Raw genomic sequence first — 19,043 nt, 5'->3', positions numbered from 1 at the left:
AGAAGTATCTACTGTTACTTACATACGTTGGGATATCTCACTTTATATTTGTTTCTTATTAGGCGCTATCCTTACTTTAAACTTTTCAAAAAAACGAAAACAGATGACTAAAATTACTCACCAAATGTCTTTCTAAATCCATAAAAAGGTCTGTAACCGATTTGGTTATAAAAGGATTGAGATTCACTGCTTGCCAGCATCTCTATTCTCGTAGAGGGATACAATCCATGTACAAACTTTAGCAGATACTGACCAATCCCTAGCCCCCGGTATCTTTTGTCGATTAAAAGTTCGCAAATATAGAGAGTGACATGTTTATCAGTAAAGCCCCTTATATATCCGATAACTTCCTCTTTTGAAAGTACAACAAATGCTATATTAGAATTGTTCCAGGCTTGCTTTGTTTTATCTTTCCCCGCAACCAAGTTTGTCCATTGTTCTTCCGCATTCAGCTTATTTACAGAAACAAAGTCTTGCTCACTATATTTGCGGATTTGTATGGGCTGCCCATGCTCTATGTGAATCATGATATCCCCCAATGCCTTTTTTATCGTTACTCCTAATGATTAGTATCCCTATCTAATGTGACCTTTTCTCTCAGAATAACCTTGAATCTTTCTGGTTCATCTAATCGAATCGCAACTTGTTCATATTCTTTCTTTATGCCCAATATGAGAGTGGCTTGTATGGGGTGTTTTAATTTTAAAATAACATCTGGATAAACTTCTTCTAGATCACGGGAAATGAATTCAATCGTCTTTTCAGTAACTTTTTGCTTAAGTAGTTCTTGTTCATCAATTATGGATTCAATATCTGTCCACTTTATTTCCATACGTTTCATTAATCCAAGAGATATATACATATGGTCCCCCGTAATCTTTAAGGGATTCAAACGGACAGCCTGTATATCTGCCACAAATAGAATGACCGAGTATAAATTTAGAAGGAGTAAGATCATGGACAATAGAAAATATTTTTCATGCAACCACCAATGAATTGCTGCTGTTTCAAAAACAATCGCGTGAATCAACATCACTTGGAAAGCAATATAGCTTGATTTTTGATGCAAGGTATATTGCTTTTCACTCAGCTTCATCTTTTTGTTCCAGCTTGCAAAAGCATAATAAAAAACCAGCATTTCTGAACAAATCATTTGAATAATAACAGGCGTTTTTTTCATTTTTTTCTCAACGGCATTCGAGAATGAAAAAACCACCGGTAGTGGACTATTTTTAACAGCACGGATAATGTACGGCATATATTTGAACAATGAGACGATGAGCAGCACTTCAAAACATACTAATAAACCTTCAATCAGAAAGCCGACCCAAGTGATTGATTCAAATGGCGCCAAATATTCCATTGGAATTAGGAAGCGGACTAAAACGAGACCGCTGGCCGCCAATAAAATCATATTTTTCCATCCCCAGCTTCTCTTCCATGCCATAAATAAAACCGGCAAAACCAATGCCAAATCAATTATGGAGCCTACCACTGCACCATTTGGATTGTATTGTAAAATTTCAACTCCAAACGCTGTACGATATAAACAAACATTAGAGATTAGAACAAGCAGAAACAACATAATCAATAAAAACTCTCGATATAAGGATTTTTTCAAAATCACCGTTTTCACACCTTCCTCCGAAACAATTCCACTTTTTCCTAACTGTCTATATGTATAAAAAAATAGAAATATCATCACTTCGCCTACAACAATCTTATTCGACAAATTTCATTTTTCCCCTGCACAATTCTATTTCAAAGCAAGAAAAAGACGGCAATCATTAGCTTGCCGTCTCTTCAGCCCATATTTGATTTATTTTAGATCATCTACTCTCCACAATCCAACCTATCCAATTCTTCATAAAGATCTTCACGTACCTCTTCTGCTTCTTTCTTTTTTACATATAGTAGTTGAAGTGCTTCTACCGCTGTCTCCTTCTCCATATCACGAATGATTTCTGATAAGCGATGTTCCACTTTATCAATTTTTTTCTCCAGTGATTCGTAAGTCTCATTCGAAATTACATGGTGTACAAGCTTCACATTACTCTGACTCTGAGTCACCAATTGACTTGCTTGCTTTACTTGTAACATATCTGCAAGCATATGCTCTCTCGCCCAAGAGTAATTTCCTAAATAAACCTGTAATATTCGATTTTGTAGCCAATATGTTTTTTGAAATAGCTTATTCAGCAAGTATCGATCATGGCTGACCACAATAATGGTCCCCGAAAATTCACTTAATGCTTCTTCCAGCACTTCTCTCGAATCAATATCCAAATGATTCGTTGGTTCATCCAGTATCAATAAATTAATATCCTGGTACATTAGCTGAGCGAGTCGTAATCTCATACGCTCACCCCCGCTTAATTTTTCTACCTTTTGAAAGACTTGAAAACCATAGAAAAGGAACCGGGCCAGAATATGACGGGCTTCCCCTTCTGTAACATGGACCTCTTGGCGGAAGGCCTCCAAAACGGTCATGTCTTTTCCTTCTTGAAATAGCTGTTGAGACAAGTATCCAATCTTCACATTGCTGCCCAGTTTGACCTCTCCAACGTCAGGTGTAAACTCATTCAGAACCAGTTTAAGAATGGTTGATTTCCCGGTGCCGTTAGCACCAACAATCGCAATTCGTTCACCGTATTGAACAAGCAGGTTCATATTCTCAAACAGTGTTTGCGTACCAAATCGCTTCGTAATTCCATGAAGCTGCAGGACATCTTTACCGCTTCGCTCAGATTGGTCGAAGTCTAGGTCCATTTTACGTCTTTCTAAAATGGGCCGTTTAATTTTCTCCATTCTCTCTAAGGCACGTTCCATATTGCGGGCACGTTTATGCAATCCTTCACTCGGTGGATTCGCCTGATTGGCCCATTCCCGCAATCGTTTTATCGCTTCCTTCATTTTTTTGATTTTCTTCTGCTGTTCCTTATATTGATTAAATTCTTCCAAAAGCCGCTTTTCTTTTGCTTGCACGAATTCAGAGTAGTTTCCTTCGTATACGAATACCTCTCCATCGTCCAAATCTAAAATCCTCTTAACTGTTCGATCCAGGAAAAATCGATCATGCGAGACAATCAGAACTGTCCCATCATAGTCTTCGAGGAATCCTTCAAGCCATTCAACTGCACCAATATCCAGGTGATTGGTTGGTTCATCCAACAATAGGAGATCTGGCTTTTGCAGAAGCAGCACTCCTAAACAAACTTTTGTTTTCTCACCTCCGCTTAAGGAAACAAAACGTTTATCGAGCATCAAATCGAGCATCAGCCCATTGGCTATCTTCATAATCGTGCTATCCATCTCATAGCCACCAAGCCGTTCAAACTGCTCCTGAACTTCTCCATACTGTTCTATACTGCGAGCCAATGAGCTATCATTGGTCTCAGTAGCCATACTATGTTCTAATTTATCCAGTCTCTCCTTCAGCTCAATCATATGGCCAAAAGCAGATTGCAAGCATTCATATACCGTGATGCCGTCAGTAAAGTCAGGGATTTGTGACAGCAAGCCTATTGCTGCACCCTTTTTAATGTGAATAGCCCCCTCATCAATTGTTTCGACGCCTGCTATCATTTTTAGAATTGTTGATTTCCCACAGCCATTCCGACCGACGAATCCAACTCGTTCTCCTTCCTTGATCTCAAACGTAATATTTTCAAATAGCTTTGTTCCGCCATAGTTTTTTTCAATTTGCTGTACACTGCATACAATCATGTGTATGAACCCCTCTCATGCTCATACCCTGTACATGAAAAAAAGCCATAGGAAAGTCGATATAAGACTTCCCCATGGCTTTTGAATTCCTATTTTATCAAGGGTATAGAGACTTATTATCGTTCTTTTTCATATGAAATTTCCTGAAAAGGGCAGACTACCCCCTTGGCGAAATTGCACATGAAAAATGGCACGGATCAATGACAAGTTTTCAAGCCATTGCAAACATACCTTCACAGAACGATTCATCTCTACACCTCCTTTAATGGAATAATTTAGTTATAATTATAAACTTTCAGTCAACTATTAACAACTGCTTTTTTCACTCTTCACAGATATCCTTCCATTCTACGAATGGTCCTTCTGTTCCACCCGATTCAAACGGATTTCTACTTGTTTGCCTACTAGCCATAAAAGGAAAATGACGATACCAACAATAATACTTTTTACTGGTTCGCGAATTAAAGACATAATGTCATGGCCAATATAACTAATAGTAAAGATCATGACCAATTTCCCTGCAAAGACAGCAAGCATATATTGTTTTGGACTAATGTCAGATAATCCGCAAACTATATTTACGATCGCGGAAGGAGTGAATGGGAAACAAAGCAAGATAAACAACGGGCCAAATCCATGATGATTGATCCAGAGCATCGCTTTTTGCACAGCCGAATGTCTATGTAAAAATGAAAGGGCTTTTTTCTTTCCATATTTTCTGGACAAATAAAACACAACCATCGCACCAGCGACAGCACCTGTCCAGGAGAGAAGAAATCCAATCCATAAGCCAAAAGCATTGGCATTAGCCGTCACAAAAACAAACAAAGGCAAAAAAGGAAGGAACGCTTCAACAAACGGGAGCAACAATCCCGGAATGGGACCTAAGTTTCTATAATCACTTATTAATTCGGCTAAATGCTCCAATGTTAGCCATTCTGTTAACCAATTAAGATCCATAGTCTCTCCTCACAAACAAATAACAAATTCAGTCCATACTATATAAATATCCCCATATACATTAGATTGAAACAATCCTTACCCCTATTATATCAGATTGCTGTAAGGAGAGAATTAGTTAGAAAATAAACTTGTCAAAAATGTGAAAAGCGATTATTCTATATAGGAACATACGTTCGTTTTTTTTACAGACATTGAAAGGACGCGATTTACATGACCCGCATCCCTACAGAAGAGCGCAATATAATGGAAAAAGCGATCTATCTACCCATGGTCCTCACCGTACTTGCCCGAGACCTTCAAGTGGTAAAAGCATCGCCCCTTAAATTAAAACAACCATACATATTATTAATTGATGAAACCATGAAACAGGTCCAAGCAGAATTGAAGCAAGCAAGCCACTATATGAGGACACATCAACTCAAAGTGGAAGAAACAAAAAGAGACGAATCATTCACCTCCTTTTTATTTCTGTATAAAGGCTATGAGGAATACCATAATTATTTCAATCCCCGTATTCGAAATAAAGTACAGGAATTACTGGAGTATTATTTTTTGAAGCAGTGGACTGACCAACTGAAAAATTAACAGCAATAAGTTTCATCGACCTTCCTTATAACTATTTGATGAATGCATTAAACCATGCTTTGCTTGGAAATCCGAATTCCTATCATTAACTTGCATGGCGTTATATAAATAATGTGTCTTTCGCTCCGTCTCTGCTAAGGTTTGAAGCAGCTTCGACTTCAGCATTGCAGTTCTGAGCATCTGGTTTTCAATGATACTATATGAAACTGGAACAACGATAGATTGCTTATTATGAAAATTAATTTGGGTTTTAGTCGCGTCAATCTTAACTCTGGATACAATGTGTTCATAAGAAAGCCAAATACATGATTCTTTTGCAGGAGATGTAGTAGGAAAAAAGAATAATCGATTAGCCGGTTCTAACGATATCGGCACTTTATGCGAGATACCGAGGAGCTTTTTCGTCGACTGGCACCTCCCAGGATAATCAGCCCCAAAATAATCACAGCTGGATTTTACTACTTCCGATGGCCTAAAAGGTACTAAAATTTCTTCATCAAATTCAATCACTTTAGAATACGTTTTCGATCCGTATTCTACTGGAACAACAGCAAATGTAAATGGACTTATTTCGTAATCCTCTCTCCTGGTAATCACGTTCTTTTCCATAGCTTCCTCCTTATAAATCCTGCAATTAAACTACAATTTCAATATAACATAATATTTTAAAATAATTGGTTTATTCACCAAAATTTCAATTTTAACCCAGAACCCCCATGATTGTTACGGTTAATTCATTTTATATTCTGGGTATATGATAAATAACTATTTCAAACTACCAAAGTAAATTTTCTGAATAATTTAAATATTTAGTTGATTTTTCTTTTCATCTGACTTATAATAAAAAAAAGCAACGGGGGGATATCCATGAATCACGAAAAAGCAAATACAGATATCGTAAAAGCTGTTGATGTGACTGTTGACCAGGGGACCATGGAAGATCTACTGATGGATATGATGATTTACGAAGCTCAACTAACCCATGCACATAGGAAACTGAAAGAAGAAATCGATCATGCCTTGGACAATAAGGACAAAGAAGCATTTATGAAACTTTCCGCCGAGCTAATTGAATTGGAGAAAAACTTTGGGAATTAATTCAAACAACTTGTAACGAATAAATACGGTGTATAAACAAAATCACAGAGCGAGGATCATTTAATCCCGCCCTGTGATTTTCTTGTTTTCACTCTTTAATCACGGTATTTCCCTAAATAAAATGAAAACGTTGACAGTATTTAATCAAATACTTTGAAAATGTTAGGGTCGAATCCAAACGTTCCTTGTTTGAACTATATAAAGTCTCCTTATCAGTTGTGCGAGCAAGAACAGCTTCATTAATAATCTGATGATACTCTTTTGGCATATGGCTTAAACCATATCTCCCTGCCCCTGTCTTGGAAATGATATCGTCTTCCGCTAACGTATAGTATTGACAAAGCAGCCCAAGAACTGTCCATTCTATTTCCTCCCGTATATCGTGAGCAGGCATGTTCAGCAATTCATCGAATGAGGATTCCAACCACTGAACTCGATCGCCCCAGTATGTATTCATATTCGCGAATACATAGGATTGTAATTGTTTCGAGCGGAATTCCAGTTCAAAATCCGAGGAAGCAGGCCCAAGAACAGTAATTCCTTTTTTAGCAAAAAGTGTCCATGTCACAGGATTGAAATTAAAATAGGGGCCAAAGCTTAAATTTCCGCTATTATAATAAAAATGATTTTGATGATTATTGTTCACTTTCCCTAAGTCTCCCCAAGTAATATAGACACCGTCCATCTCTGGAGTCTTATATTTTTGAGCGATCATTCTATGAATCTTTGAGAGAATACCAGCTTCATCTTCTGTGAAATGCCGACTTGTGACAGAAATAAAATCGATATCACTTTTACCTTTTTCAAAGGCATCCAGTGCAATGGAGCCATGTAAATACAAGCCCTCCAACTCATTTGGCAGATATTCATTGAATAATCCTTCGTATTCATTCAAAATAGTTTCTACGATTTTTGGTATTTTCAACATACCTATCCCTCTATTACTATAGTTAGTATAATTCTATTGTCATAAACACACTGTTCGGGTTCTCTTTGTAATCTGCAAACGGCTTACAATATTGAAATCCAACACTCTCTAAAGCCTTTGGGCTGGTTTAAAGGCAGCCATTGATCCGGTTTCCAGACTTAGTTTCTTATAGTTACGTTCCTTCGCTATATTGATAATGTCCTCTAGCAGCTTTCTAGCTACCCCTTTTCTTAAATGATTCAGTGAAGTTTTCATCGATTTAATCTCTCCATGAGTCATATCAAGTTCTTTCAGGGCCCCACAGCCAACTAACTCCTCATTCTCCCAGACACTCCAAACCGTGATATTTGTTTTTTTCAACTCTTCCAGATTTAAAGCATGTATACTCTCAGGTGGAGAATGCTCGGCCATACTGTAAAGATGGCTACTAATTAAAGCAGCCACTTCAGTTCCTCTTAAATCATCCAATTTAATCTTCATTCAATCATCCCTCACCTTTGACGCCCCAAAAAGAATATACAAATCTTTAATTTATGTCTCCTAAATAGACGGGAACCTTATCACCTTTGTGATAGTTGATTACCTGTTTTCTCATTGCTTGAGGATAGAGTCTGTATGCTAATAAATCACTTAACGGCAGCCATTCTACTCCGATTTGTCCCTCATCAGGATTTAGTCCATTTTGAATCACTGTATTCCTTCCTTTAATCGTACATAAAAACATATATTCAATTTGATGGGTTTCCATATCAAAAGCAGCATGTTCATGATTTTGTCCGATATATTCACGAATCAGGATTAAATCACCAATTTCAACCTCCTGTCCTATTTCTTCTATACATTCTCTTATTAACGCTTGATGAAAGGTTTCTCCATGCTCTTGCCCGCCACCAGGCAATATATAATAGACACCTTCCTGATCTTCTTTTTTTATCGCAAGTAATTGATCATCCTGAATAATAATGGCTTTAGCAGAATTTCGAATCGGCATCATCGTTCATCCCTTTATCTATGTATTTTAAATTACAAAAAGAGCTGAAAATCCAGCTCATATGGTTATTGATTTGGAATTGAGTCAGCGTTCATATATCGTTCACTGATGATACTGCGATGATGTAATTCATGCCCGGCAATGATAACAGCCAGAGCCCGAACCGTTATATCGCAATCATTAGCTGTGCCTCGGCGCAGCCACTCTTCACTGCGGAGACTTTTTAATAATATAATCGTTGACTGACGGACGATAGAAAAGTTTTGTAGGAGCTCTTCTACTGTTTGTTTTGTAAAGGATGCTTGCTGAACATATTCTTCTTCATTAAAACCTGGCAAGTTTCTGCGTTCTCCTCGCGCGATTGCAAGAAGCCTGTATGCCATGATTCTCTCTGTATCAATCATATGCCCAATAACTTCCTTGATACTCCATTTTCCTTCGGCATAACGGAATTCCGCCTGAGTATCAGTTGTTTTTTCCAGATTGGCAATCGTCTGTTTTATTTGTTCGGATAAAATTTGGATCAAATCACCTTCCGGAACTAATTCTACATATGGTTGATAATAAGGAGCATATTCATTTTGTTTTAATTGTTTTCGCATATTCCCTCTCCTTTTATGTATTTCCTCTATTTATTCCACCTTCATTGCTTAAATTCCTTTATTGCACGATAGCAAAAACAGAGCCACTCCGTCTAACGAAGGGCTCTTCATTTTATTCATTATAACTTTTTATTTTTTATACTTCTCTGCCATTTCAATCCGTTCAAGCATGGTTGGATGACTGTTCCGGAATATTTTAATCAGTAAAGGCGGATTCACTTGGCTTAGCCCCTTTTCAGAAAGTTTCTGAAAGGAGGAAATAGCTGCTTCAGGATTATCGGTCATGTTTAATGCATAGGTGTCTGCTCTTGTTTCCTGCACACGGGATACATAATTTGTAACGGGACTTGCTGCGAACAACAGAATGGACGTAATCAGTAAAAAGAGCGGCAATGACCGAATATCACTCATGGATTCTAAGTGATACAATTCCCCTCTGTTCCGTATGGCTCTTTTCATCCATTTATCTGTCAGCCATAAACCAACCAACATGAGAACCAAATACCCGGCAATACCGAGGTATATATGTTTTTCCACATAATGAGCCATTTCATGAGCCATGATAAATAAAATCTCATCATCCTCTAGGCTGTTCAATGTGGTGTCCCAGAGTACAATTCTGGAATTTGAGCCAACCCCTGTTACATAAGCATTTAAAGAATTGGTTTTCTCTGACATATTTACTTCATACACATGCTCAGCCGGAATATTGGCTTTTGCTGCCAAATCAAGGATTTGTTCTTCCAATACTTTATCTTTCAGTGGGTAAAAATCATTGTAAAGCGGATCGATGACAACCGGCTGAATAAACATGACGAATATCGTGAATGGAATGCATAAAAGCCAGCTATACAGCCACCAGCGAGCGGGACTTTTCCGAATGAGCCAATACAAGACAAGAACAACAATTAATGTCATTCCTAGATCCACCCAAAACTCAATAAAATTATCCTTCATCCATGAGGAGAAAACCTGAGAGGATATGCCATAGGCAAGCGATATTTTATATCGAATGTATGAAAGCGGCAGGAAGACAATAAATAAAAGGAGTGAAAGCCAAAAGACATAGGCGCTAATTTGAACGGAATGTCTTTTCCAGGATTGCTTCCCCCATTTCTCTAGCCCTTTGGACAATCCAGATATCAGAACAATCGCATAGAATAGCCACTCAAGCGGTGTACTGATAAAAAAGAAAAAGTTTCGTATTTTAGAATACGTTTCACTCTTTTCTAACAATTCCTTATTCATAAACGTAGAGGGATCTGCATTGGTTCCCCTCATCGATTCAGGAATAGCTGTATTGGCACCATGAAAAAGATAAACATATATCGCCAATGCATAAATTAGAAATAGGCCTAATATGATTAAAATCCATTTTCTCCGCAAATATACCCCTCCTCAAACATTCCATCTATATAGTTTACCGGCATTTGTACAAGTTAGAACCTTAATTCATTCTTTCTCCATACGACACAAAATAGACACTCATTTCTCACAAGTTTCCAACAACTTTACCATAACCACTATCTATATAATGGTAAAATAGGGGAGGAATAACAAACAGAGGGGAACTGTTAAACGATATGAAAAAGTTATATATAGGTTTTACTATCTTATTAATTTTAAGTATCGGTGCTGGTATATACTACTTCACTGGTTATAGGCAGTCACAAATGGAGTTTCCTAATGAAGTTACAATGGAATCCACTACCGGTACGGATTATTCATTCAAGGAAATTCCACAAAAAATACGCCTATTGGAATTTATGTATACAAACTGTCCTGATGTCTGTCCAAATACAACCTATCAAATGGTCGATATACGCGATCGGCTTGTGAAAGACGGTCTGTTTGGCGATAAAGTCGAATTCCTGACAGTCACAATTGATCCAGCTCGGGATACACTCCCGATTATGAAAGAGTACGGTGAGACCTTTAAAACAACTGCTGCAGACGGATGGTATGTATTGCGTGGAGATGCAGAGGATACAAGAAAGCTCGCAGATGCATTCCGTTTCCAATATAAAGACCCCGGTTCAGGATTCCTAATCCACACAAATGCCACTTATCTTATTAATGAAAAAAACCGTGTCATTGAAGTATTTGGAATGGGAGAAAAGGATTTTGACCGAGAAGAAGTTTACAAGAAAATTGTTAAGAATGCTGAAAAGATGTAGCTGATTCCAGAAGATTTGTATATAAAGGTGTAGGCAAAAAAAGACAGCTTTTTTAATTATCAAACCAATCAACCTTCTCCATCCACTCTAAGAGTATAAGAAAAGACTGTCCATTGACAGTCTTGTTCTTATGCGGAAATACTATCCCTCGCACAATTAGAGAAACCTATATTTCCAAGAGAGAAGCTTCAGCTTTGCAGCCTGCATAATCAGCTCCAAGAAAATCTAGTAATTCCTGATTTCGGTCATGAAATTGTTCTAACCCTTTATTATGTGATTTCCACATAATCTCTGTGTTTTTTTCAAAACTCTTAAGTTCAAACGGCGGTCGATAAACGAATGCTTTCCCTTCTTGCTCCAGCTTTTCTATCAAATCCATGGTTTGATTATAATGATGTGCACGGTTCTCCATGGCTTGAACCAGTTGCGGATATTTCTTACGCAATAGCTTCACTGCCCATTTTGTCTGACTGTCGAGCTTCTTCCTGTAGCCCGGCGGCCTGGTCAAGATGATGACATGCTTTTCATAGCCATCTGCTATCGCCTTTTGGATTGGTACCGAATCAGCTAATCCTCCATCATAATAAGGAACATTATTTATTTTAATTTCAGGAAACAGGACTGGAATAGCACATGTGGCCCGCAAAATTGTAGCCCCTTTGTCCATTGTTTTACCATCCATGTATTCTACCTGTCCGGTATAGGCATTTGTCACGCCAAACAAAACTTGACCTTGATAGTTTTGATATGTCTCCCAATCAAAGAAATCCAACTGATTAGGAACCGTATCATAGGCAAACGTCAGCCCAAACAGACTTCGCTCCGTTAGAAAATTGCGCACTCCGACATAGCGCTTATCATTCCGGTAAGTAGATATAAAGCGAATCGTCCTGTTTTTTTGCTCAGAAATATAGGAACAAGCACTAATAGCACCCGCAGAGATTCCCAATATGTAAGGAAACATCATCTCTTTCTCTAAAAAACCGTCTAAGACACCCGCTGTATATACCATGCGGAATGTTCCGCCCTCTAAGATCAAGCTCGTATTTTTTATATTGATAGGAATCATCAAAAAGTCTCCTTTATTCATGCTCATTATAGATGTTTATAGATGTTGTTTAAGCCATAAGCCTCTCTTCATCCACAATCAATTGTAACGTATCAAAACTTCTATAACGCTGGTTAATCTATACTATTTTTCCTAGTAAAAAGGAGCTGTCCCGAAAGCCAGGGAAGTATGGCTAATAAGAGGACAGCTCTTACATTCTATTTAAATGGTAGGATAGTAATAAACTTATTCTTCACTACAATCCGGTCACATAACACCATAATACAAGGACGTTGTTGATATATCTATTGATACCACTAAATAAGTTGAACAACTAATCCTCAACAAGGAAGTTATGCTATGACCCTTTACATTTATTATAAGGCAAATAATATATATTTTTCTAACTGTAATGACTGCCAAAGTGGTGACTGAAAAAAATACTATTTCAATCTTAGTAAATACAAAATTATAAATCAGGAAGTACATCCCCATTTTTATTTTTATTTTAGTATTTCCATATTATTCAAAACAATATATAATGTTATAAATCCATAATAAGGAAAAAGCGATGAAGAGAAGAGTAAGCGCGCTTAAGCATAACAGAGAACTCCAGTAGCTGAGAATGGAGGATGTAATAGCCCGCCGAACCAAGTCTCGGAGCTTCGTATAGGATATTTCATCTGATATTGATTATGCGTCGGTTTCTCCCGTTAAAGAGATAGAGTATAACCAGGCCTTGTCCTGCGTACTCGAAAAGATTTCTGTGGCGACACAGAAATAAACTGGGGTGGCACCGCGAACTTCTAAATTCCAAAAGTCTCGTCCCCAAGGTTGTTAACCTTGGAGGTGAGACTTTTTTATTGGCCTAAAAATCAATGTCTGGGAGTGGATTAAATGAAGTGGAAATACCCCCTTTTACTCTTACTTGGAATTGGAGTATCGAATGTTGGTGCATGGATTTATTTGATTGCATTAAATTTAATTATTTTGGATAAGACAGGATCACCCTTAGCCGTTTCTATCCTATATATCCTATTGCCTATTGCATCCTTATGTACAAATTTCTGGTCTGGGACTTTAATTGATCGGTTCAATAAAAGAAAGCTCATGATTTATCTAGATATCATAAGAGCCATTTTTATTTTTATCTTACCGTTTTTAGATTCACTTCCATTTATTTACTTCATTGTATTTATCATCAATATTGCCAGGTCTATTTTTGAACCAACCTCAATGGTCTACATGACAAAATTAATTCCAAAAACAAATCGACAACGATTTAATGCCATGCGAAATTTTATTAATTCCTGTGGTTTTATACTAGGGCCTTCCATAGCGGGCTTCCTTTTTATCATTGGTTCTCCTAATTTAGCAATCCAAATAAATTCTTTCGCTTTGTTCTTTTCAGTAATTATTATTTTGTTTCTTCCAAATGTAGAATTTGGGAGTGAAGATCGTATATATGAAAAAATTAAACCTTCATTAATGGTGAATGATTGGAGAATCATCCTTCAATTCAATAAAACAAATAAACATATAACATTAATATATATTCTGTTTAGCGGAATTTCTGTATGTATGTCTGCCTTAGATTCATTAGAGGCTGCATTTGCAACCAAAGTTCTCTTTTTATCCGAAAGTACCTATGGATTTCTTGTTAGTATTGCCGGTGCAGGAATCATTGGGGGTTCACTAGTAAATACAATCTTTGCGAATCAATTGAAAATAAATGTACTAATGGGACTTGGAGCGTTCTTCACTCCGATTGGTTATCTAATCTTTGCCTTTTCAAACGATTTTATATGGGCTTCAATAGGATTTTTCGTTTTAACATTTTCTTTATCATTTGCAAATACAGGCTTTTTAACCTTCTACCAAAACAATGTGCCTGTAGATATTATGGGCAGATTCTCCAGTGTCTTAGGGATGCTAGAGGCAGTTTTAATCATCATATGTACAGCCTTAATTGGATTATCTGCCGAACTATTTGATATTCGCCCTGTTTATATCATGGGTTCCTTTATTTTTTTCCTTTTGGGGCTGGTCATTAATTTTGTTATATCTGATCATTCGAAAAGAAGTTATTATATTCAAGTATAAAAAACAATAATAATACAGGTACTTTCTAGAAAAGAGAAAGTACCTGTTTTTTGTATTATTTAATAATCTATCATAATCCTTCAATTCGATCCAACCATTCATTTATTAGAACGTTAAAAATTTCGGGCTGTTCAATTTGTAAATTATGGCCTGCTTTATCCAAAATAGCGAAAGTTGCTCTAGGATACTTTTTAATTAATTCGAGTGCGTCCTGATAGCCAACAGACGAATCTTGTCTGCTCAGCAGGAAAACGCTTGGCTTAATAAAATTTGTTTGGTCAATCTCGAAGGAAAATCCATATTGGTCTATGTACGCCATCAAAAATTTTTCATCACCTAGTTTACTGCCGCTTACAATCTCTCGTTTATACCTCAACCATGTGTATTCATCAAGTATGACATTATTTTTGCTGAAATTCTCTACATCTTCCGTTGTTAATGTGGCTAAAAATTCTTCATCCGTCTTAAATATTTGATGTTTCTCCACTCTTCTGTTTTCTAAATAGGGGAAGATAACCGGACAGATAAAAGCAGCACCTAATAAACTATCATATTGATTTTGAATAACTCCTCTTGCTATATATCCCCCATAGGACTCACCTGCAATGATATATTCTTGGTCAGGCAGGATGGCTTGAATAAAATCTTGAACGGTATTCAGCATATCATCAGCATTTGTAATGTCATCATAGTTTTTCGTCAAACCCATGCCAGGAAGGTCAAAATAAATACGGCGATACCCATTTCTATCAGTAAATATGGGTTCCATACACCCTTTCATTAATCGATGATCGAGGGAATACCCGTGTAACATTAAAATGGGTTTACCTTCACCTATGTCTTCATAATATATTTCTGCCTGGCAGACTTTGCAATATGGCATCCTATTAACCTCATTTCTAAGCAGTAAATCCTACATTCAATATTCTCTATAATTCGTTCCATGGCCTTCTTGCCCAGTTTATAGAATTAGAAAAAAAGAGCTGGTCACATCATATGAAGCGGACTGCTCGGAGTATCACTCTCACCTATACATATCAATCAGTAAGACTAAAGCCCATAATATGATCCGTATAAAGTGCATAGGATTCTAATTCAATGATGTTATCAGGTGCTGAAAATGGAATTATTTTTACATTTCTAAGCAATATCATTCCAGATAAATTGGTAGTATTGCCTTCATTAATAATGCTGTGTATATCATCTTCTGCTTCAAGGATTGATTGTTCCAATAAAGACATCTCACCCATAATAGGTTCTTTTGTATTGATTTTGTCGGCAATGATTAAACAATGAGAAGTCGTTATTTGGATTTTTTTATTTTCTTCTTTATGTAGCTCATCTAAGGTTGCTTGAGTTAATAATAAAGTTATTTTTTTCATATCATGTACCGTATTCAACTCATGACCTGTGACAGTGAAACGCATCATATTTCCCCCTTTATCACGAGCATACTCTTCCAAAAAGTCACTCTAAACAAGTAAATTCTCTATTAGGTTTAAGAAATCCTTCTTCAGCTAACTGTTTCTCCACCACATAAGAGGTTCAACAGAAAAAAGCGTTAATCCTTTTGAATCAACGCAACATTTGGTTCATTATACATATTCAAAGTCAAAGCACCAGTAATGTAAAATATCTCTTTTTATTTACCGTTTTTACCCCGTAAATTCAGTAAGGTAAATAAAACTATTTAGAACTCCATCCACCATCAATGATTAATTCTTCACCAGTAACAAATTTGGATTCATCAGAGGCTAAATATAAATAACCGTTAGCAATATCAATCGCTTCACCTGCGAATGGTGGTAATGGTATTGTACCTTCAAATGCTTTCCCCAATACTTCTCGGGATGTCACACCATGACGCTCGGCAGCACCTGTTAAAATGGCTCCTGGATAAATAGAATTTACTCGGATATTATCTTTAGCAAAGTTGATAGCTGCATGTTTTGATAGGGCACGGACACCACCTTTTGCTGCAGCATACGCAGCTGCACCATTGTCAGCGCTTCCAATAATCGCTGCTAAAGATACACAATTGACGATTGATCCACCGCTATTTTCCTGCATATAAGGAATAACGGATTGCATTCCTAGGAACACGGAGGTTAAATTTAAGTTAATAGTACGATTCCATCCATCTAATGTTTCTTCCAAAAGTGTTTTATGAAACGATACACCGGCATTATTAATTAAAATATCAATTTTACCAAATGCCTCTTTTGTTTGTTCCATTACAGTTTTCCAATCTTCATCAGAAGTGACATCTAAACGAGCACATAGTATATCGCCTTCTATTACAGCAGTTACTTCTTCTAACTTATCAAATGCGATATCTGTTGCTACAACCTTTGCGCCTTCACTTATGAATAATTGAACTGCAGCTAACCCCATACCTGACGCAGCACCCGTGATAATTGCTACTTTATTATCTAAACGTCCCATCAAAATCCCTCCATTCGATTAAATGTGATTTTTTATCACACTTAAAACTTAACAATCCATCCATTTAAGGTCAATCATTTTATCTTTAATTTCAAACAATTCATTGCTAAAATAGTAACAGATTGGACGTGAATGTATGGAAGACCTCTTACAATTAAGCTACTTAGGTAAAACGAACTTCATCGTTGCCATTAAGTCCTTAGCAATACTTGCAAACGAAAAAAAGCTTGTAACTAGCAGCACTTTAACTGAAAAACTAAATGTTGAATCGAGCTTTATTAGGAAGGTATTAGCTAAATTAATGCAGGAAAAAATGGTTGAAGGTTTTGAAGGGCGCTACGGTGGTTATAAGCTGGTTGTTAATCCCGAAAAGACAACTCTTTATGATGTGTATGTTGCCATTGTGAAAGACGCACATCCGACTAAAATGGATAAAGAAATCGATGAAATGGACAAAAATATTTTAGATATTCTACTAGAAGCACAACATAAAATAAAAGATGTCTTGAGCCAATATTCTATTAATGATCTTGCAAATAGTTCTTTAAAAAAGAATCTTTTTTGATTTTACCTTTATATTTTACAATAAAACACCTCTACACTATCAAATTGAGGCCGTTTAGTATTGCCATATCTTTTAATCAAAAAAAGCATGCTTCTTGATACAGAAACATGCTTTTTACTATTATTCTACATCTAAAATTAAGGACTCAATATCTACATCATTTTCGATCATATTATTCTCTTTCATGAATTTCACTGTTTTTTCCATACTCTCGATATCTGATGGTTTGATTTCCATATTGAAGTCATACATTTCATACATTTCTTTTACACCATCTAGAGGTAGTTCGGTTTCCTTTGCTGTAATTTCCATGACTTCCTCATAATTTTCATCGATATATTGCAGTGTCTCTTCTTGTACTTGTAAAAATTTCTTTACTAAGCCAGGATTCTTCGAGTAGAAATCTTCACTAGTTGCAACTACAATTGTTCCATCGACCAGCCCTTCACCATTTGTAACCACCTGGTACCCATCTTGAATCATATTATATGCGGTAGGGCCAGCTAGTAACGCAAAGTCGACTTCCTCTGCTACTAACGCTGCTTGTGCAGAAGGTATATCCATTTGAACAAATTCAATATCCTTTTCTGTTAAGCCTTCAGTTGCTAAATAATTGATAAGCAGTTCATGTAAAATTGTTCCCTTTGGACCAGCAACTTTTTTCCCTGCTAGATCTTCAGGTGATTTAATATCTTTCAGGTTTGTAAATAACATGAAAGCCTCAGGAGAACGGCTATACATGCTCATAATTTTGATATCCGCTCCATTCGATGCAGATAAAATGACAGATGTGGCACCGACTGCATTCAGGAATTGGATATCACCTGAAGCCAAAGCCTGAGTTTGTTCAGGGCCGGTTGTTAAATTGGAATAGCCGAATTCAATCCCTTCTTCCGCAAAAGAATTGGCCAACAATCCTTTTTCCTTTTCTACAATAGAAGGAATATTTAAAGGAGATTGCACATAAGTTGTCTGCACCTTATCAACAGTATACGTGTTCTCCTCGTTATTTTTTGTACTGTTCTTATCAGAATCGGTATCTTTTCCACAAGCAACGATAACTGATATGCTCAGTAAAGCAAGTAAAGATAATAACCATTTTTTCATTTTATGTCCCACTCTCACGCTAGTTTTTCTATGATGTTTTTCTTTATTTCTATTAGAGAAGGCGATAATACATCTCTTGGATATTCATATTGCTCTAAGTTAAATTGAGCATGAATCCTTCCTTCATTAACTACAAAGATATTTTGTCCTATTGCTATGGCTTCTTCGATACTATGGGTAACAAAGATTATACTTTTCTTTTTTAGTTGGTTAATTCTTATTAATTCTTTCTGCATTGCCTCACGTGTGAAATAATCGAGTGCAGCAAATGGTTCATCCATTAAGATAATGGATGGGTCATAGGCTAATGCTCTTGCTAATGCGACTCTTTGTTGCATGCCTCCGGATAATTGGTGTGGATAGGCTTTTTCAAACTTTTTTAATCCTATCAAATTCATTAACTCTTCTATTTCCACATCATTAATCTTTTGTTTTTCTAAACCGAATGTAATGTTCTTAGATACGGGTAACCATGGCATCAAACGGGGTTCTTGAAATACAAAGCTAATTTTTTCATTGCTATTAATGGACACTTCTCCTGCATCGCATTGCTCCAGATTGGCTAATATGCGCAGGAGTGTCGTCTTCCCACATCCGCTTTTTCCGAGAATGACACTGATGCTATTCTGAGGGAATTCGACATTAACATTTTTTAAAACATCATGCTTTTTTCCATCTACCATAAAACTTTTATAAAGTTGATTT

21 protein-coding genes, 1 pseudogene and 1 other annotated feature are annotated in these 19,043 nt (G+C 36.7%); of the genes and pseudogenes, 5 read left to right on the top strand and 17 right to left on the bottom strand.

The window, feature by feature from the left end:
• Positions 1-113: 113 nt before the first annotated feature.
• The 5 genes from FHY47_RS13325 to FHY47_RS13310 form a co-directional block, all read right to left on the bottom strand.
• Complete coding sequence (locus tag FHY47_RS13325) at positions 114-527, bottom strand: GNAT family N-acetyltransferase (RefSeq protein WP_066101664.1); 414 nt, start codon at positions 525-527, stop codon at positions 114-116.
• A gap of 32 nt (positions 528-559) precedes the next feature.
• Complete coding sequence (locus FHY47_RS13320; protein ID WP_262366017.1) at positions 560-1,732, bottom strand: beta-carotene 15,15'-monooxygenase; 1,173 nt, start codon at positions 1,730-1,732, stop codon at positions 560-562.
• Positions 1,733-1,833: 101 nt separating this feature from the next.
• Positions 1,834-3,726, bottom strand: a complete 1,893-nt coding sequence (gene abc-f / locus FHY47_RS13315) for a ribosomal protection-like ABC-F family protein (protein ID WP_066101673.1) — start codon at positions 3,724-3,726, stop codon at positions 1,834-1,836.
• Between the two features lie 129 nt (positions 3,727-3,855).
• Positions 3,856-3,975, bottom strand: a complete 120-nt coding sequence (locus FHY47_RS19520; protein ID WP_368072416.1) for an RAxF-45 family protein — start codon at positions 3,973-3,975, stop codon at positions 3,856-3,858.
• Between the two features lie 99 nt (positions 3,976-4,074).
• Positions 4,075-4,686, bottom strand: a complete 612-nt coding sequence (locus FHY47_RS13310) for a TVP38/TMEM64 family protein (protein ID WP_066101678.1) — start codon at positions 4,684-4,686, stop codon at positions 4,075-4,077.
• Between the two features lie 213 nt (positions 4,687-4,899).
• On the opposite strand from FHY47_RS13310, the gene FHY47_RS13305 reads away from it, so the two are divergent.
• The gene (locus FHY47_RS13305; RefSeq protein ID WP_066101681.1) at positions 4,900-5,274 is read left to right on the top strand and encodes a YhjD family protein; all 375 of its coding nucleotides are present in this window, start codon (positions 4,900-4,902) and stop codon (positions 5,272-5,274) included.
• A gap of 12 nt (positions 5,275-5,286) precedes the next feature.
• Here FHY47_RS13305 and FHY47_RS13300 read toward each other — a convergent pair whose 3' ends face one another.
• Positions 5,287-5,883, bottom strand: coding sequence for a competence protein ComK (locus tag FHY47_RS13300; RefSeq protein ID WP_066101684.1), 597 nt, complete (start codon positions 5,881-5,883; stop codon positions 5,287-5,289).
• A gap of 258 nt (positions 5,884-6,141) precedes the next feature.
• On the opposite strand from FHY47_RS13300, the gene FHY47_RS13295 reads away from it, so the two are divergent.
• Positions 6,142-6,372 (top strand): IDEAL domain-containing protein, encoded by a 231-nt coding sequence (locus FHY47_RS13295; RefSeq protein ID WP_066101689.1) that lies wholly within the window; start codon positions 6,142-6,144, stop codon positions 6,370-6,372.
• Between the two features lie 112 nt (positions 6,373-6,484).
• Here FHY47_RS13295 and FHY47_RS13290 read toward each other — a convergent pair whose 3' ends face one another.
• From FHY47_RS13290 to FHY47_RS13270, 5 genes and pseudogenes are all read right to left on the bottom strand, one after another.
• The gene (locus tag FHY47_RS13290) at positions 6,485-7,300 is read right to left on the bottom strand and encodes an aminoglycoside adenylyltransferase domain-containing protein (protein ID WP_140461140.1); all 816 of its coding nucleotides are present in this window, start codon (positions 7,298-7,300) and stop codon (positions 6,485-6,487) included.
• A gap of 22 nt (positions 7,301-7,322) precedes the next feature.
• Positions 7,323-7,780 (bottom strand): annotated as a pseudogene (locus FHY47_RS13285) (GNAT family N-acetyltransferase).
• A gap of 46 nt (positions 7,781-7,826) precedes the next feature.
• Positions 7,827-8,291 (bottom strand): NUDIX domain-containing protein, encoded by a 465-nt coding sequence (locus FHY47_RS13280; RefSeq protein ID WP_308810514.1) that lies wholly within the window; start codon positions 8,289-8,291, stop codon positions 7,827-7,829.
• A 65-nt stretch (positions 8,292-8,356) separates the two neighbouring features.
• Positions 8,357-8,893 carry a DinB family protein gene (locus FHY47_RS13275; protein ID WP_066101702.1) on the bottom strand — a complete coding sequence of 179 codons (537 nt, stop codon included), beginning with the start codon at positions 8,891-8,893 and terminating at the stop codon, positions 8,357-8,359.
• 129 nt (positions 8,894-9,022) lie between these two features.
• A complete protein-coding gene (locus tag FHY47_RS13270; RefSeq protein WP_148630860.1) occupies positions 9,023-10,279 on the bottom strand; it encodes a M48 family metallopeptidase in 1,257 nt (418 codons plus the stop codon).
• Between the two features lie 197 nt (positions 10,280-10,476).
• On the opposite strand from FHY47_RS13270, the gene FHY47_RS13265 reads away from it, so the two are divergent.
• Positions 10,477-11,070 (top strand): SCO family protein, encoded by a 594-nt coding sequence (locus tag FHY47_RS13265; RefSeq protein ID WP_139891472.1) that lies wholly within the window; start codon positions 10,477-10,479, stop codon positions 11,068-11,070.
• A 166-nt stretch (positions 11,071-11,236) separates the two neighbouring features.
• On the opposite strand, the gene FHY47_RS13260 is transcribed toward FHY47_RS13265, so the two are convergent.
• Positions 11,237-12,139, bottom strand: coding sequence for a patatin-like phospholipase family protein (locus FHY47_RS13260; protein ID WP_148630908.1), 903 nt, complete (start codon positions 12,137-12,139; stop codon positions 11,237-11,239).
• 541 nt (positions 12,140-12,680) lie between these two features.
• Positions 12,681-12,951: a binding site (T-box leader), on the top strand.
• A 64-nt stretch (positions 12,952-13,015) separates the two neighbouring features.
• Here FHY47_RS13260 and FHY47_RS13255 point away from each other — a divergent pair.
• The gene (locus FHY47_RS13255) at positions 13,016-14,221 is read left to right on the top strand and encodes an MFS transporter (protein WP_148630858.1); all 1,206 of its coding nucleotides are present in this window, start codon (positions 13,016-13,018) and stop codon (positions 14,219-14,221) included.
• A gap of 70 nt (positions 14,222-14,291) precedes the next feature.
• Here the strand turns inward: FHY47_RS13255 and FHY47_RS13250 are convergent, their stop codons facing one another.
• The 3 genes from FHY47_RS13250 to FHY47_RS13240 all read right to left on the bottom strand — a co-directional run bounded on the left by FHY47_RS13250 (position 14,292) and on the right by FHY47_RS13240 (position 16,666).
• Complete coding sequence (locus FHY47_RS13250) at positions 14,292-15,104, bottom strand: alpha/beta fold hydrolase (protein WP_066101718.1); 813 nt, start codon at positions 15,102-15,104, stop codon at positions 14,292-14,294.
• Positions 15,105-15,258: 154 nt separating this feature from the next.
• Positions 15,259-15,648 carry a hypothetical protein gene (locus tag FHY47_RS13245; protein WP_148630856.1) on the bottom strand — a complete coding sequence of 130 codons (390 nt, stop codon included), beginning with the start codon at positions 15,646-15,648 and terminating at the stop codon, positions 15,259-15,261.
• A 259-nt stretch (positions 15,649-15,907) separates the two neighbouring features.
• Complete coding sequence (locus tag FHY47_RS13240; RefSeq protein WP_066101722.1) at positions 15,908-16,666, bottom strand: SDR family NAD(P)-dependent oxidoreductase; 759 nt, start codon at positions 16,664-16,666, stop codon at positions 15,908-15,910.
• 136 nt (positions 16,667-16,802) lie between these two features.
• Between FHY47_RS13240 and FHY47_RS13235 the strand changes: the two genes are divergently transcribed.
• Positions 16,803-17,231, top strand: a complete 429-nt coding sequence (locus tag FHY47_RS13235) for an RrF2 family transcriptional regulator (protein WP_066101725.1) — start codon at positions 16,803-16,805, stop codon at positions 17,229-17,231.
• A gap of 120 nt (positions 17,232-17,351) precedes the next feature.
• On the opposite strand, the gene FHY47_RS13230 is transcribed toward FHY47_RS13235, so the two are convergent.
• Both FHY47_RS13230 and FHY47_RS13225 read right to left on the bottom strand, forming a co-directional pair.
• Positions 17,352-18,338, bottom strand: a complete 987-nt coding sequence (locus tag FHY47_RS13230) for an ABC transporter substrate-binding protein (RefSeq protein WP_139891476.1) — start codon at positions 18,336-18,338, stop codon at positions 17,352-17,354.
• A gap of 14 nt (positions 18,339-18,352) precedes the next feature.
• On the bottom strand, positions 18,353-19,021 hold the full coding sequence (locus tag FHY47_RS13225) for an ABC transporter ATP-binding protein (protein WP_187393492.1): 669 nt from the start codon (positions 19,019-19,021) through the stop codon (positions 18,353-18,355).
• Positions 19,022-19,043 lie beyond the last annotated feature (22 nt).

Origin of the sequence: Bacillus sp. E214 (genome assembly GCF_008087365.1) — a bacterium.
Lineage (GTDB): Bacteria > Bacillota > Bacilli > Bacillales > Pradoshiaceae > Pradoshia.
Note: the sequence above shows the minus strand (reverse complement) of the source record. Positions and strands in the feature narration are given on the sequence as shown.